The following is a 16,651-nucleotide window of genomic DNA, read 5'->3' as shown; positions in this document are numbered from 1 at the left end:
CAATGCTTAAAAATATTACCAATTTTAAAAAATTAATTGAAGAATATAAAATTGAAATTCCTATTATACAGAGAGATTATGCGCAAGGAAGAATTGAGGCTAGTGTTATCAGGGATAAATTTTTAGACAATATTCTTGCACACTTGAACAACAATAAAGAAATGCGTTTAGATTTTATTTATGGAAGTGTTAAAAATGATGTTTTTTTGCCGCTTGATGGGCAACAAAGACTGACTACTATTTTTTTACTTTATTGGTACTTCGGAAAAAAGGAAGATAAAGAAATAGATTTTTTAAAAAAATTTACTTATGAAACTAGAGCTAGTTCAAGAGAGTTTTGTCAAAAATTAATACAAGAAGAATTTAATACTTTTGAAGATGGTGATAAATTATCTGAAAAAATTAAAAACAGCAGTTGGTTTTTATATTTTTGGGATAATGATCCTACTATTAAATCTATGCTAGCAATGATAGATGATATACATAAAAAATTTAACAACGAAGAATTCTTTGATAAATTAGAATTACTTAAATTTCATTTTATTAAACTAGAGAATTTTAATTTAGATGATGATTTGTATATAAAAATGAATGCTAGAGGTAAAAAATTAACAGATTTTGAAATTTTTAAAGCAGAATTTGAAAAATTTCTAATTAGCAATAAGAAAAATCTCTTCAAAGAATATTTTATAAAAAATATTGATGGCGAGTGGACAGATTTGTTTTGGAGATTAGGCTTTAAAAATAAGCACCATTTGATAGATGATGCTTTTATGAATTTTTTTTATTTTATCAGTGAAATGCTTCATGTAAAAAATAAAGAAAAAACAACAGTTATTGATTTTGAAAATATGAAAAAAAACATTAGTAAGTTGATTGAAAATGTGTATTTTGATGATGAAAATATTGATTTCTTCTTTAAAGCTATTAAATACTTAGAAAATATAGCTAATTTTAACAAGGAAAACCTTTCGGTTAATTTTGAAAAAAATAAATTAGCTTTATTTGATAAATATCCAGATTTATTAATAAAAGTAATTAATAATGATAAGGGTAATCTGATTAATTTACAGCAAAAAATATTATTATTCATCATTATTAGTAATTTTGTAGAAAATGAAAGTAATATTAATGTTGTAAATTTATTAGATAAACTTAGAATTGTAAGAAATTTAATTCAGAGAATTAGAGCTTTAAAGCAAGGTAAAATAGATTATACTGCTACTTTATCTTATGAAAAATTACATTATATATTAAATATGTCTTTAGTTAATGCAAAAGAAAATATATATACCTATCTAATCAATAATGAAGTAAAATTAACAAATACAGATATAAGTAAAGATTCATTAGATCAAGAAGTATATAAAGCAAAATATATACAAAATGACAATAATTTAAAATACACCATTCAACAATTAGAAGATTATAAATATATTTGTGGAGATCTATCTTTCTTTTTGTTTGAAGATAAAGAATTGTTAAAATTTACAAGTGATAATATTGATGAAATTTTTAATAGTCAAACTCATTTAATTATTAGGTCTTTGCTAACTATAGATGACTATGTAAAATATATTGGTTTTGCTGGCTCTGGTTTAAAATATTACTTTGGTGTTGATGATAAATGGGAAATTTTATTAACCAAGAATAATCAAAATGATATGGAAGATTGCATAGACTACCTTAACTTATTTTATCAGTTCTTTAAAAAATATAAATCTATTAAGGATGAGTTTTTAGATTATGATTCAAATGAAATATTAGAGCAGTTAGTTTCGGATTATCTCAATAACAAAAGTAATATAAACTATACCAGTTGGGTTTATTATTTCATTAAATATGGAGATAAAATATTTAACAATACAGAAAAAAGGGAAAAAAATTATTTTGTTTGGTATGATGAAGAAAATTTTAATATAGATAAGATGTATGGTGAAACAATGGGTAGTAAATATGTAAATACTTATGTAAAAATATTATCTGAAATAAGTAATATCCATTTGATAGAAGATGAACAAAGATCTGAATATATTAAAATTGCTGATAAAATAGAAATAATATCATGTAATAAAAATGGGTGGCTTTTAAAATTGAATGATAAATTTATTATAGAAAATATAAATAGTGATTTTGTTTTAGAAAAAGAAGATGAAGATGGAGTTTATATTTTAAAACACAATAAATCACAAGATGTTATTAAAATGACACAAGAATTAATTAATACTATCCAAGATAACTAGTTTAACCTAGTTATCTTGCTTTTAAAAGAGAAATAAAATCCACTTTTAAGTCCTCTAGCTTTTTGTATCTATTTTCCTTGTCTTCACTAATTCCTTTTTTTAAAAAAACACAATTTGCTTTTTTTACATTCTCTTTACCTGTAGCTATAAAATACAAGACTTGAGTTAACGCATAAAGCTCATCTTCAATGTTATACTCATTAAAACCTTTAATTTTCAAAGTAGAAAAATCATTTAAACTCCCTTTTATTTCCGTATCAATACTTATTGAATCGCTATTAATTTCTTTTGCTAATCCAAAATCAGAAATTTTTATCACAGGATAAATATTATCATATAACTTCAGCAAGATATTATTAAAACTAATGTCTCTATGTAATATATTATTATTCCATAGAATTTCAATTCCTCTGAGCACTTGACAACCTAAGGAAATTCTTTCATTGTTTGAAAGCTTTTGGTTATAATTTTTTATATAATTTTCTAAAGTGAAATCAGCATACTCCATAATATATTCCTTCTTTTTTCACCCATAGAATATACTTTTAGAATATAAGGATTGTTAACACTTCTCATTATTTCATACTCTTTAATAAATCTAATAAATTCTTTATTGTTGGTAGCCTTATTTAGTCTCTTTAGTGCAAAATGACATTGATAAAAATCATCGTAATATTTATACACATTAGCATAATATCCGCTACCAATAGGAGTTAAAGTGCAACTTCTGAGTATGTTTGGAATATTTATTTTATTTGACAAAATAAAAATAGATATTTTTTCATAAATAGTTATTTTTTTCATTCCTAAAGGAATCTCACTACCTCCACTATTTTCTAGAAAATCTAAGCGCTGTTTAAAATATTGTAATAATATTTATCTATCTCAAAAGATAACTCACTGTTTTTAAATTCTTTCTGCAAGTGTAAAGCTAACTCTATATTGGTTTTTAACTTTTTACTATAGTCGGCCAAATAATGTTTATTGCTTTTTTCGGTAGATGGAAGACGTTCGTTCATTTTTTTAAAACACTCTATGATGTTATTATGTAAAGATGAAAAAACCAATTGAAGGTGTTTGTTTGTAGTGCAAGAATACAATTCTAAATAAGAATTAGATAATGTTTGTTGAAGTTCGTTAAGTGCATTAGTTAAATTATTTTCTAATATTCTATCTATATTTAAAACTCTTTTACCTATAAAAAATAAAACTATTGATTAATAAAATCTATGCAAAATAAATTATAACACAAAACAAGCTCATAAATCGATTTTAATTATTCAATGCTAGGTTGATATTGCTTTATAGTATATTTTTGATTTTAAGCTTATTTTTGTTTGTTTTTAGTGGTATTTAATTGCAATAAAATCTTTATAATATTTTCAAAGTCTTTAACATCTTCATTTAATAAAGCACATTTATTACTTAATATGGCATATTTATAAGCATTGATAATATCTAAATCAGGATATTTTTCTTGTAAGCTTTTTATTTTACTTGATTGCTTTACTCTAGCAAGTTTTGATTTATAGAGATTTTTATATTTATCATAAAGTGAAGAGCTAATACCAATTAAAGCACCTTCATTTTTAGCTTCTTTAAAGACTCTTAAGACAAATTTGATACAGCCATTTTTTCTGTTAATGCGTCTTGTATCATAAGGATTTTTTAAAGAATATTTAGTGCAATTTACTACCCAAGTGTGAATTATTTTTTCTAATCTATCACTTTTGTTTTGCGAAGGAGTTTCATCTAGTTTTATCTCATCTTTAGGATTATCAGCAGATACAGTTTTTTTGAAAAATATATTTTTAAACACAGAATAACTTGCCTTTTTTAACAAAAATTTATAATATTTTATCATACAAAAATTACAAAATCAAAACCAGTTGCGTTTTTAAAAAAAACACAGCAAATCTCAAAAAAATCTCAAAAAACACTAAAGGTAACGAAAACATATAATCTAATACTTACGAAGTAACGTATTGCAAAAACGATTATTTTTTACAAAAATGACAAATTTTATAAAATCCATAAAAAATACACCAAAAATTTATCAAAATATACGAAATATATACTTTTTAGGCTAAAGGTAACGAAAACGACATATCTGCTTAGCATGGTGTAGTGATTATTTTTATATTGCGGAAAAATATACGAAATATATACTTTTTTACATTAAAGGTAACGAAAACGGCATATTTGCTTAGCACAGAGTAGTGATTGTTTTAAAATGGGCTATTTTTTGATAAATTTTAACCTATAAAACTCCAAAAAGAAAGCTTTAAAATACAGCTTAAAATTTCCATTTTACTAAACTTTTTATCAAAACAAAAAAGGTAAGATTTTTTGAAAAAATTAACTTGTATTTTTTGGATATTTTTTTATAACTTTAATAAAATGAAGATATATTTTAAGAAAAAAATGAGAGTATTTTTAAGCTAGTGATCCAACTAATAAAATTTTAGTTTTTATGAAAAATAAAAAAGATAAAATCAGATTAATTTTTATTTTAATATCAATCATGATCACCTCCTTATAAATTAATAAAATATAAAAAGGATCACAGCTCCAGCTAATCGCTAGCTTAAAAATACTAAGCGATATAATTTTATAATAATTTTAAATTAAAATAATTTTTTTATATTTTTGATAAAAAGATTAAGATGTATATAAAATAATATTTGCTTAATCCTAAAAGCAAAAAACCGAAAAAGCCGAGAAACCATTATTTTACCAATGCTAATAATTATAAAATTTCATATGTTTTAATGGTTTAACTAATTTTAAAGCCTTATGAATAAAATAAATAAATTATAATGTATTTAGTTTATACTGTCTTCTTTATAATAAAAAAAGAAATAGAGAATGAATTAGCAAATTGAATATAAAAAAAGTAAAATGTATTTTTTATTTTATTCTTTTTTTAAATATTTTTATAAAAGTCAATTTCTTTTTTAGATTATAATGATAAATTATATTATTTTAATATGGAGTATTAAAAATTAATTTTTGAGAAAAAAACCGCTACCAAAACCGCTCCCTGAGTTTTTTAAAAAAATTAAAAAACACTTTGAAAAGTAATGGTGCCCGAGGTCGGACTCGAACCGACACAAGGTTGCCCTTACCAGATTTTGAGTCTGGCGCGTCTACCAGTTTCACCACTCGGGCTTTTTTAAGATTTTAGATTAAAAATATAGAATGTAAAATTATACTAAAAAAAAATTAAAGCAATATAAAAATATTTATATAGTAAATTAAAATATCTTTAAAATTGGAACTTTTTTTGCTTGTAAATAATTAAAAAATTTATTTGCGGAGCAAGATAATGAGAATTAGTAACCAGTATACTTACTACACTTCTATACAAAACTACACGGATGGCCAGTCTTTACTTAATAAATATAATTTGCAATTACAAACAGGTCAACTTATACAGCACTCTTGGGAAAATGCCAATACTTATATTAATGGTTCAAGACTAGAATATGAACTAGCTAATATAGGTCAGGTAATTGAAGGAACTCAATCAGCTATGGAATTAGCAAAAAACACAGATACGGCTTTAAAAAATATCACCGAACTTTTGGAAAAATTTAAAACACTCTTAACAAAAGCTGCAAGTGATGGTAACTCTCAAGAATCAAGAGAAGCTATAGCAAAAGAACTTAAACTTGTGAGAGATTCTATTGTAAATATTGCCAATACTAGCATTAATGGGCAGTATTTGTTTGCAGGATCAAATAGTGCTAATATGCCTTTTGATAAATATGGAAACTATACTGGCAATAAAGATAACATTTTTGTAGTTAGTGGTGCTGGCACGCAAATTCCTTATAATATACCTGGTTGGGATTTATTTTTTAAACCTGATTCAAATATAAATAAAATCATTTCAACAAATGTTTCTTTCACTGATGCTCGTTATCCGGATAAAAAAGAATATTTAACAGGAGAGTCTAAATTTTCGCATTTAATAGGCCAAAATTATGTTCAAAATGGCAAACTTGATCCTGATAAAAATTTCGAAGATAGTTATGATGAGAAACTTCCTTTTCCACACTCATCAATGTATATTCAAGGCGTTAGACCCGATGGAACAAGTTTTAAAGCCACTTTGGATATAGATCCTGATGCTAAAATTGAAGATGTTTTAGAAAATATTGGAAAGCTATATGGCAACACAGAGGGAAATGAGGTTGTTAAAGTCGCATTGAATGATAGTGGCCAAATAGAAATAAAGAGTTTAAAAGAAGGAAGTAGTTCTTTAGATTTTCATGCAGTTGCCATGACACCACAACTTCAAGACGCAGAGCAAATTAAAGATTTAAGTGATGCTGCTAAAGCTGAAGGTATCAGCATGGATGAAGTTACCAACCGTATTATGCAAGCAGCACATGGTGGAGATTTAAATAATACTAAAAGTCCAGTAACTATTACAGTAGATGGAAAGCAATTTACTGTTGATATTTACAAAACAGACTTTATAAAAAGCAATATCAATGGCAATAAAACCAATGGAGCTGATTTTGATGTGCCTTTTGAAAAAGATGGCAATACTGTTTTTGGAAATGTTTCTCAAGTGATTAAAGGCACTAGTGAGTATGCTACTGATAGTACAAAATTAAGTGAAGTCGTTGCAAATGCTAATGGTAGCATGGATGGCCAACAACTTCAAATGGAAATCACTTCTAGAAGTGGTCAAAAATATAATGTAACTATTGATTTAGAAAATTCTACTGTAAGTTATCCTGATCCAAATAATCCGGGTCAAACCATAAGTTTTCCTATTACTCATTCTCAATATAATGAAGCAACTGGAACCTCAGTGGGCATGCAAACAAGACCTGAAGATATTACTTATGGTCAGTTAAATGATATTATAGGTATGTTTGCAAGCGATAATGTTCCTACAGCAACTATTAATGCAAATCCAAACGGAACTATTAATAATAATGATTTTCAAACTATCCAACAAGACATAGCTGATTCTAAGGGTTTTGTTGAAGTTAGTATGGACTATAAAGGTCGTATAAGTATTACTGATAAATTTTCAACTAATACAAATATAGGTCTTACCATCAAAGATTCAAATTCAAATAGCGGCTTTCCCCCAGCAGGAGAAGTAAGCAATGGTTCAGGTTTTGTATTTAGTGCAAATAATTCTTTAACTATCGATGATCCAAATATTGATTTGATTAAAGATTTAGATGAGATGATAGATGCGGTTTTAAACGGTAGTATGAGGGCTGATTCAGAAGGAAGTGATCCTAGAAATACAGGTTTACAAGGCGCATTAGAAAGGATTGATCATTTACAAGATCATGTTAGAAAAATGCAAACAACCATAGGAGCTTATACTAACAATATAGAAGAAACAAACAAAAGAATGACTTTTTTAAATGTTAATGTTGCTTCTATAAAAAGTGGTGTGACTGATGCTGATTATGGGCAAACATATATGATGTTTATGCAAACTATGGTTTCTTATCAAGCTATGCTTTCAGCTACTTCTAAAATTTCTCAAATGAGTTTATTAAACTACTTATAATTTTTGATATAATAGCTTTTTTCTTTATAAAGGATGTATTATAAAAAAAGAAGCTATTTTTATCATTTCTAATGTTTTTATTTTTTATTTTTGTTTAAGTGCTTTGATACCTGATCAAGCTTTAGTAAGTATTATAGGATACTCTTTAGCAAAACTTAGCTATTTTTTATTTGGCTCATTGACTAAATTTTATCCTTTTGTCTTTTTTTGGTTTAATTATCTTTTATATAAAAATGATTATAACTTTGAACTTATTGAGCGTAGATTTAGTGTAGCTATCTTTACTTGCATTTTTGCTTCGCTTATTTTTGCTTCAGCATTTTTGCAAGATAAAGGTTATATAGCTTCTGCTATGTTTGTGATTTTAGATGGACTTTTTGGAAAAATAGGTAGCTTAATCTTGGTGATTTTGCTTTTAACTTTTGCTTTTAGTATTTCTTTTCCGCAAATTATCAAAGAAGTGTTTAAAATAGATCTTGATTTTGATTTTTATTTAAAACTCGAAACTTTAATTAAAAATAAAATTTTTGGCTTTTTTGGTGGCGATAAGTATGAAAATGAAACCAAAGAAGAGCAAGAAAAGCTTAAGCAAGAGCTTTTAATCAAAGAGAAAAAAGAAGAGTCCATTAAAAAGGAAGATCTATCAAAACAAGAGACTCAAGAAAATAAAAAATTCAATCTTGAAGATTTGAAAAATCAAGAATTAGAAGAAGTGATAATTAGTGAAGAGGATAAAAAATTAAGCTCAAGTTATATTCATGAGCTTTCAGAGCCTATTGCAAGTTTTGCTCAAAAAGCTAGTCAAATAAATATAAAGGAAGATGAAATGACCCCTGAAGAGTATTTATCAAAATATAAAAATAATAGTGAAGATATTTATACTCAAACTTTAAAAAGTAAAAATTTAGATGAGCCAAGTTATAAAAGACGTAATATGGACTTAAATGAAAACAAAGAAGAAGTGATAGAAGAAAATTCTTTATTTGCCAAAGAGCTTAAAGAGCGTGAGCAAATGCTGCAAAAAGCTAAATTGCTAGAAGAGTATAAAGCTTTACAAAAAGAAAAAATTTTAGAAGAACTTAATGAGGATTTTAAAAAAATTGAAGAATTAAATGCTATAGAAGCACAAAAAGAAGCTGAGTTTAAAAAAATTCAAAATAAAACTAGCTTTTTAGGGGTAAAAGATTTTAAAGATGAAGATTTTATTCCGCAAAATGAAGTAAAAGAACTTGATTTTAGTGAAGATGATTTTGCTAAGCCTGTTAGTATAGAAGAACTAAGAGGTAAAAGAAACTATGAAAGTCCTTTTGTGGTAGAAGAAGTACAAATTGAAGTTAAAGAAGAAAAAGTTCCATTTGAAATTACTCAAGAGCCTATAGTGGAAGTAGTAGAAAACAAAACACACCATTCTATCACTAATGAAGTGAGTGAAAATAAAGCTTTATTGAAAGATCTTGATTTTGGAAATTTTGAAAAACCAAAAGATTTTTCTTTACCACCTTTAGATTTTTTAACCATGCCAAAAGAAGGCAAAAGTGAAATCAATGAAGAAGAAATCGATAGAAAAATTTATGATTTATTGGAAAAATTAAGACGCTTTAAAATAGGTGGCGATGTAGTTAGAACTTACACAGGTCCTGTTGTAACTACTTTTGAATTTCGTCCAGCAGCAGATGTTAAAGTAAGTAAAATTTTATCATTACAAGATGATTTAGCTATGGCTTTAAAAGCTCAAACTATAAGAATTCAAGCTCCAATCCCAGGTAAAGATGTAGTGGGAATTGAAGTCCCAAATGAAAAAATCGATACGATTTACTTAAGAGAAATTTTAGAAAGTGAGGTATTTAAAAATTCTAGCTCACCTTTAACTATAGCTTTAGGTAAAGATATAGTAGGCGATCCTTTCATCACAGATCTTAAAAAGCTTCCTCATCTTTTAATAGCAGGAACTACAGGAAGTGGTAAAAGTGTGGGTATAAATTCTATGCTTTTATCTTTGCTTTATAGAAATTCGCCAAAAACCTTAAGGCTTATGATGATAGATCCTAAAATGCTTGAATTTAGTATTTATAATGATATTCCACATTTACTTACACCGGTAATTACTGATCCTAAAAAGGCGGTAAATGCTTTATCAAATATGGTAGCTGAAATGGAGCGCAGGTATCGTTTGATGGCTGAAGCAAAAACTAAAAATATAGAAAATTACAATGAAAAAATCAAAGAACAAGGTGGAGAAATTTTACCATTTATTGTAGTGATTATCGATGAGTTGGCTGATTTAATGATGACAGCAGGTAAGGATGTAGAGTTTTATATAGGTCGTTTAGCGCAAATGGCAAGAGCAAGTGGAATCCACTTAATCGTAGCTACACAACGCCCTTCAGTAGATGTTGTTACTGGGGTTGTAAAAGCAAATTTGCCAAGTAGAATTTCTTATAAAGTAGGGCAAAAGATAGACTCTAAGGTTATTTTAGATTCTATGGGTGCTGAAAGCTTACTAGGGCGCGGGGATTGTTTATTTACCCCTCCTGGTATGAGTGGTTTAGTGCGTTTGCATGCACCTTTTGCAAGCGAAAATGAAATTGAAAATATAGTAGAGTTTTTAAAAGCTCAACAAGTAGTAGAATATGATGAGAGTTTTTTAAAAGATGACAGTCAAGATGGAGCTTATAAAAGAAGTGAATTTGATGATGGGGATTTAGATGAGCTTTATGAAGAGGCAAAGGCTGTGATTTTAGAAGATAGAAAAACTAGTATTTCTTATTTGCAAAGACGCTTAAAAATAGGCTATAACCGCGCAGCAAATATCATAGAACAACTTTCGCAAACAGGTGTTTTAAGCGAACCTGATGCAAAAGGCCAAAGAGAAATTTTATAATCAATTTCTTATTGCCTTGTTATGATCTTTTAAAGTAGAGGTAAAAATATGCTTATTAGTTTTTTTATCCCTTACAAAGTATAAATATTCTGTTTTAGCAGGAAAAATAGCTGCCTTGATAGCTTCAAATGAAACATTACATACAGCTTCTTTTGGTATGCCATTAAATTTATAAGTATTGTAAGAACTATTATCTGATCTTATTCTTTGTGGAGTGATTTTTTCATGAGAGTATTTTCCATAATTTAATGTCCCATCCATTTGAAGCTTCATGCCTTTTCTTAAACGATTTCTAATCACAGATGAAACTATAGGCATTTCTTCATTACTCGCTGCTTCTTTTTGTATAATGGAAGCTATGATGATATACTCATGCCATTTTTTTTCATTATATTCTCTAAAAATTTTATAAGAAAGTTTTTTAAATTCACTTATAGAGTAAGCCAAAAGATATTTTACCAAAAGCTCTTCTGTGATACCTTTTGGAATTTTATAAGTTTCAGGAAAAAGCATACCTTCTTTAAAAGGGCTTTGTTTATAAAATTCCTGCATTAAGATTTTAGCATTTAAATTTAACTTTGGTGCTAATTCTTCAAAGAAAATTTCAGTCGTTTCTCCAGGAATTAAAGTAATAGTTTCAAGCGCTGCCTTAGCGACGGTAAGCTTATGTAAAAATTCAGCTCTATTTAGTTCTTTTATGCCTATATTTATCCAGCCAGATTGTGGATGGCCCAAAAAATATAAAGTATATTTATCAATACTGCTCATTTTATAGTTATTTTTATCTAATTGCGTTATAATCTTGCTAACAGAACCTTGTGGTATAAAAACCACAGAGTTTGTTTTTATAGGTAAAAGTAGATAATAAAAAATGGATAAAAGAAAAATTAAAATCAAGTCACAACATATTAAAAAAATTCTTAAATTTTTAGCATTACCTATGATACTTTTCATTGCTTTGTTTATTTACCTCAAAAATGGAATTTACATAGAAAAATTAGAATTTTCTTCTATTAATTTAGAGAAATTATATATTAAATTAGATAAAAAACTCATTTTAAATGCTAAAAAAGTCGTAGTAAATTCTCAAAGTCAAAGTGCTCAAAATGAAACTAGCGCAAGTAAAGCTGTGCAGCTTATTAAAGATGTAAAATATATTTATTGGTTTTTTCAAGAAATCAATATTGATGAAATGTTTGTCAATAACTATCCTGTGGAGTTAATTTATAAAAATAATTTATTTTTTGTAAACAGTAAAAATCTTTTAGTAAAAGTGAATTTAAAAATTAGTGATAAAAATATACAAGCTAATATTGATAATTTTCTTTTAAAAGATCATAATCTTAGCATAATTGGCTCCTTGCTTATTAATCCTAAGACAAAATTTTATACTTTTAAAGGTAAAATCGATAGTGATTTTTTAAAAAGTGATGTTAAATTTTCACTCAAAAGAGAAGAGATTGCTTATGAATTAGAAAATATCAGTTCAAATAATATTTCGCAAATTTTTGATATTTTAGTAGAAAATGGAGTGCATTTGCCTTCTAATCTTGCTCTTTGGGTGGGTGGTAAGGTAAAGGCTGATTTTTATTTTATAGAAAAATTAAGCGGTTTTGCAGACTTTGGAAAGCATAGATATTATTTAAACGATATCAATGCCAAAGGTTATGTAAATAATTTAAAAGTAGTTTTAGATAAAGGCATAGATCCTATCGTAAGTCCTTTTGTAAGACTTGAATTTGCTAAACAAAGACTTGATTTTATTTATGATGATTTGCGTTTTAATAATTATGATTTAACTCAAAGTCAAATTTATATAGATAATATGCTAAATGAAAAAGCTGGAATTTATATACGCATTAAAAGTGATAATGCTAGAGCTGATTATAGGGTTAATAAAATTTTGCTTCTATATGATATAAAATTACCATTTTTACAAAATAATGGTGTCGTAAAGACTGATTTAACACTGAAAATTCCTTTTGATCATCCTGAGAAAATTACTTATAATGGTAGTTTTAATATTATTAATTCAAATATAAATATAAGTGATTTTAAGATAACTCAAGCAAATCTTACTTTAAAAAAAGATAAGCTAGATATACAAAATGCAAGCGTGCAAAGTAGTATGATTAATGGTGATTTTAATGCAAGTGTTGATTTGAAGCAAAAAAAAGGTGATTTTAAAACCTTTATAACAAACTTAGAACTACCACAAGAGAGCTTAAAAATGGAAAATAAATTTCTTGATTTAAGCCTTGATTTTGATAAAAATATTAGTTTATATAATAAAGAATTTACCACAACTTTAAATTTTGATCAAGGTATGTCTGTTTATGTTGAAAAACTTGCAAAATATAAAAATTATTCTAAATTAATGCAAAAAAATAAAGTGCATGATGGGGAATTATCTTTAAATACTTTAAATTTCCAAGATTTTAATGTAGATATTAATAATACTACTTTTGAATCATTTTTGCTCTATAAAGATAATAATCCTTATGAATATGATAGTTTTAATATAAAAATAAAAGGTAATGATTTTAATTTAACTAGTGTAAGTGGTAGTATTTTTGCACAAAAAGACAATGATGATGTAAATATTACTTTAAATAATATTAATTTATTGATTTCTCAGCAAGATACAGAAAATACTTTAGATACTCTTGAAAATTCAACTTATAATATTAGTGGTAAAAATATAGATTTGATTTTAAAAGATTTTAATAAAACCTTAGATTTTGATCAATTTGACGCTAAAATTAAAAAAGATTCCGTAAAAGCTTGGGCAAATAGAAATGAATCTAGATTTGATTTTTTGTTTAAAGAAAATCAAATGCAAATTAGAGCTTTAAAAATGGATGATGATTTTCTAAACACCTTTATGCGCCAAAATGTTTTTGAAAAAGGTGAGTTTAATCTTTATGTAGATGGCAATAGTACTGATTTTTTCAAAGGTAAGTTCTTATTTAAAGATACTTATTTAAAAGATTTGAAATTTCATCAACAGCTTTTAAGTTTTATTGATACCATACCTAGTTTAATTTTATTTAAGGCGCCTACCTTTAATGAAAAAGGCTTTAGTGTTGAAAATGCTGGTATAAGTTTTAATCGTAAAAAAGATCTTTTTGAAATAGACGCACTTAATTTTAATGGTGATAGTGCAGATGTGTTAGGTCAAGTTAAAATCAATTTAAGAAGCAATCAAGTGGATGGTTTATTAGAACTTAGAACGCTAAAATCAGCCAGTTCGGTTATTTCCAAAGTTCCAATTATCAATCAAATTATATTAGGTAAAGATAGGCAAATTAGTACACAAATTAAATTAAGCGGAACAGTGGATGAACCTGAATTTAAGACCCAGCTTATTGCACAAAGCTTGCAACTTCCTTATCATTTAATTAAAAATATTTTTGAATTACCAGCTAATTTAGTGAAATAAACGCAAAAAGGAGAAAAAATGAAAATCACTATCATAGGCGCAGGAAATGTTGGTGTAAGTACTGCTTATGCTTTGATTTTAAGAGAGTTGGTTGATGAGCTTGTTTTGATTGATATTAATAAAGATTTGCTTTTTGCTAGAGAATTGGAATTAAGTCAGAGCATAGCTGCTTTTAATTTTGATATTAAAATAACTTGCACGGATGATTATGCGCACTCAAAAGATTCTCAAGTGGTTGTTTTTAGTGCGGGAGTAGCTAGAAAAGAAGGTCAAAGTAGGGATGAGCTTTTTGCTATTAATGCTAAAATTATGCTTGAGTGTGCCAATAATATTAAAAAATTTAACAACGATCCTTTGTTTATTATAGTAAGCAATCCTGTAGATTTTTTACTGGATGCTCTTTATGAAAGTAAATTATTTTCATCAAAGAAAATCATTGCTATGGCAGGCGTTTTGGATAATGCTAGATTTAAATATGAAGTGGGTAAAAAACTAAATATAAAAACTTCTTATATAGATACTAAGCTTATAGGTTTTCACAATGATAGCATGGTTTTAGTAAAATCTCAAAGTAAAGTTCAAAACAAAGCATTAAATGAGGTTTTAAATGAATATGATCTTGCTCAAATAGAACAAGAAGTTAAAACAGGTGGTGCTAAAATTATTAAACACTTAAAAACTTCAGCATATTTAGCCCCTGCAAGTGCTTGTGTGGGGATGATAGAGGCTTTAAAAAGTGGAGAATTTTTACCAATATGTGTGATTTTAGATGGAGAATACGGCATAAAAGAAAAAGCTTTTGGTGCTATGGCAAGGATAAGTCTTGATGGGGTGCTTGAAATTTTGGAGTTAAAATTAGACGATCAAGAACAAATTGCATTAGAAAATTCTCTCATTCAATATAATTATAAATAATTTTTAGGAGTTTTTTACTCCTAATGTTACTTTGCGTTATAAATACCTATTTGTTTTACTTTATATCTTAAATAATATTTACTCATGCTATAAATTCGCTATAATAAAAAGTTTGTTTTAAAAATAACTTTTGATAAAAAATCATTAAAAATAACAAAAAATTAGAAAGGAATTTTAATGGTAGCCCCAGAAAATACACCGGTTTGGGTTGATGAAGCAAGATGTAAAGCTTGTAATATCTGTGTTAGCTATTGTCCAGCTGGAGTTTTAGCAATGAGAGATGAAATCAGTGCAGTTTTAGGACAGATGATAGAAGTGGTTCATCCTGATTCTTGTATAGGCTGTAGTGAATGTGAAAGTCACTGCCCTGATTTTGCAATTTTTGTTGCAAAAAGAGATGAGTTTAAATTTGCAAAGCTTACGCCAGAAGCCAAAGAAAGAGCACAAGCTGTTAAAGAAAATAAATATAAAAAATTAAACGCATAGGAAAAACAATGAGAGAAGTGATATCAACAGGTAATGTTTTAGTAGCAAAAGCTGCGATTGATTGTGGCTGTAAATTTTTTGGTGGTTATCCAATTACCCCAAGTTCTGAAATAGCACATGAATTAAGCCATATGCTACCAAAAAATGATGGTATTTTTATACAAATGGAAGATGAAATTTCAGGTATTAGTGTGGCTTTGGGTGCTTCTATGAGTGGTGTTAAGTCTATGACAGCAAGTAGTGGACCTGGAATTTCTTTAAAAGCTGAGCAAATTGGTTTGGGTTTTATAGCTGAAATTCCACTAGTAATTGTAAATGTTATGAGAGGTGGTCCATCCACTGGTCTTCCAACAAGAGTTGCACAAGGAGATTTGTTTCAAGCAAAAGCTCCAACACATGGAGATTATGCAAGTATAGCTTTAGCTCCTGCTTCATTAGAGGAAGCTTACACTGAAACTATTAGAGCTTTTAATTTAGCTGAAAAATACATGACTCCGGTATTTTTGCTTTTAGATGAAACCATAGGACATATGAATGGTAAGGCTAAATTACCTGATTTAGAAGAATTAGAAATTATTAACCGTAAAAAATTTACAGGAGATAAAAAAGATTATAAACCTTATGCGGCAGGGGAAAATGAAGCTGCTACACTAAATCCTTTCTTTGAAGGTTATCGTTATCATATCACAGGACTTCATCATGGAGATATAGGTTTTCCAACCGAAGATGGAGCGATAGTAGATAAAAATATGAAAAGATTGTTTGGTAAGATTAAAAATAATACCGATGAAATTTGTACTTATGAAGAGTTTATGTGTGATGATGCGCAGTTTTTAATCATTGCTTATGGAAGCGTTGCAAGATCTGCTAAAGAAGCTATTTTAAGACTTAGAGAAGAGGGTGTAAAAGTAGGGCTTTTTAGACCTATCACGCTTTATCCAGTAGCTGAGAAAAAAATAGCTCAAGTGGTATCTAAATTTGAAAAAGTTATGGTTAGCGAGCTTAATATGGGGCAATATTTAGAAGAAATTCAAAGAGTAAGCAAAAGAGATGATTTTATTAGCTTACACCGTGCAAATGGTCGCCCTATAACCCCAAGTGAAATTATTGCTAAAGTAAAGGAGAATATGTAA

At 27.3% G+C, this 16,651-nt stretch carries 8 protein-coding genes, 1 tRNA gene and 2 pseudogenes; 7 read left to right on the top strand and 4 right to left on the bottom strand.

Features of this window, described 5'->3' with window-relative positions:
- Positions 1-2 precede the first annotated feature (2 nt).
- A complete protein-coding gene (locus tag L8U98_RS05525) occupies positions 3-2,243 on the top strand; it encodes a DUF262 domain-containing protein (RefSeq protein ID WP_263725419.1) in 2,241 nt (746 codons plus the stop codon).
- Between the two features lie 10 nt (positions 2,244-2,253).
- Here L8U98_RS05525 and L8U98_RS05520 read toward each other — a convergent pair.
- The 3 genes and pseudogenes from L8U98_RS05520 to L8U98_RS05510 all read right to left on the bottom strand — a co-directional run bounded on the left by L8U98_RS05520 (position 2,254) and on the right by L8U98_RS05510 (position 5,414).
- A pseudogene (locus L8U98_RS05520) lies at positions 2,254-3,047 on the bottom strand (protein kinase family protein).
- A gap of 523 nt (positions 3,048-3,570) precedes the next feature.
- A complete protein-coding gene (locus L8U98_RS05515) occupies positions 3,571-4,062 on the bottom strand; it encodes a hypothetical protein (RefSeq protein WP_263725418.1) in 492 nt (163 codons plus the stop codon).
- A 1,265-nt stretch (positions 4,063-5,327) separates the two neighbouring features.
- Positions 5,328-5,414: transfer RNA gene (locus tag L8U98_RS05510), tRNA-Leu, on the bottom strand.
- A 157-nt stretch (positions 5,415-5,571) separates the two neighbouring features.
- Between L8U98_RS05510 and flgL the strand changes: the two genes are divergently transcribed.
- A complete protein-coding gene (flgL, locus tag L8U98_RS05505) occupies positions 5,572-7,794 on the top strand; it encodes a flagellar hook-associated protein FlgL (RefSeq protein ID WP_263725087.1) in 2,223 nt (740 codons plus the stop codon).
- A 952-nt stretch (positions 7,795-8,746) separates the two neighbouring features.
- Positions 8,747-10,675, top strand: a pseudogene (locus L8U98_RS05500) (DNA translocase FtsK); the annotation flags it as partial.
- Here L8U98_RS05500 and mltG read toward each other — a convergent pair.
- Complete coding sequence (gene mltG, locus L8U98_RS05495; RefSeq protein WP_263725088.1) at positions 10,676-11,629, bottom strand: endolytic transglycosylase MltG; 954 nt, start codon at positions 11,627-11,629, stop codon at positions 10,676-10,678.
- Between mltG and L8U98_RS05490 the strand changes: the two genes are divergently transcribed.
- The 4 genes from L8U98_RS05490 to L8U98_RS05475 all read left to right on the top strand — a co-directional run bounded on the left by L8U98_RS05490 (position 11,616) and on the right by L8U98_RS05475 (position 16,651).
- Positions 11,616-14,117 carry an AsmA-like C-terminal domain-containing protein gene (locus L8U98_RS05490; RefSeq protein WP_263725089.1) on the top strand — a complete coding sequence of 834 codons (2,502 nt, stop codon included), beginning with the start codon at positions 11,616-11,618 and terminating at the stop codon, positions 14,115-14,117. The genes mltG and L8U98_RS05490 overlap by 14 nt on opposite strands.
- A gap of 18 nt (positions 14,118-14,135) precedes the next feature.
- On the top strand, positions 14,136-15,032 hold the full coding sequence (locus L8U98_RS05485; protein ID WP_263725090.1) for a malate dehydrogenase: 897 nt from the start codon (positions 14,136-14,138) through the stop codon (positions 15,030-15,032).
- Between the two features lie 171 nt (positions 15,033-15,203).
- A complete protein-coding gene (locus L8U98_RS05480; protein ID WP_039668439.1) occupies positions 15,204-15,518 on the top strand; it encodes a 2-oxoglutarate:acceptor oxidoreductase, delta subunit in 315 nt (104 codons plus the stop codon).
- An 8-nt stretch (positions 15,519-15,526) separates the two neighbouring features.
- On the top strand, positions 15,527-16,651 hold the full coding sequence (locus tag L8U98_RS05475; RefSeq protein WP_263725091.1) for a 2-oxoglutarate synthase subunit alpha: 1,125 nt from the start codon (positions 15,527-15,529) through the stop codon (positions 16,649-16,651).

Origin of the sequence: Campylobacter sp. RKI_CA19_01128 (assembly GCF_025771175.1) — a bacterium.
Taxonomy (GTDB): domain Bacteria; phylum Campylobacterota; class Campylobacteria; order Campylobacterales; family Campylobacteraceae; genus Campylobacter_D.
Note: the sequence above shows the minus strand (reverse complement) of the source record. Positions and strands in the feature narration are given on the sequence as shown.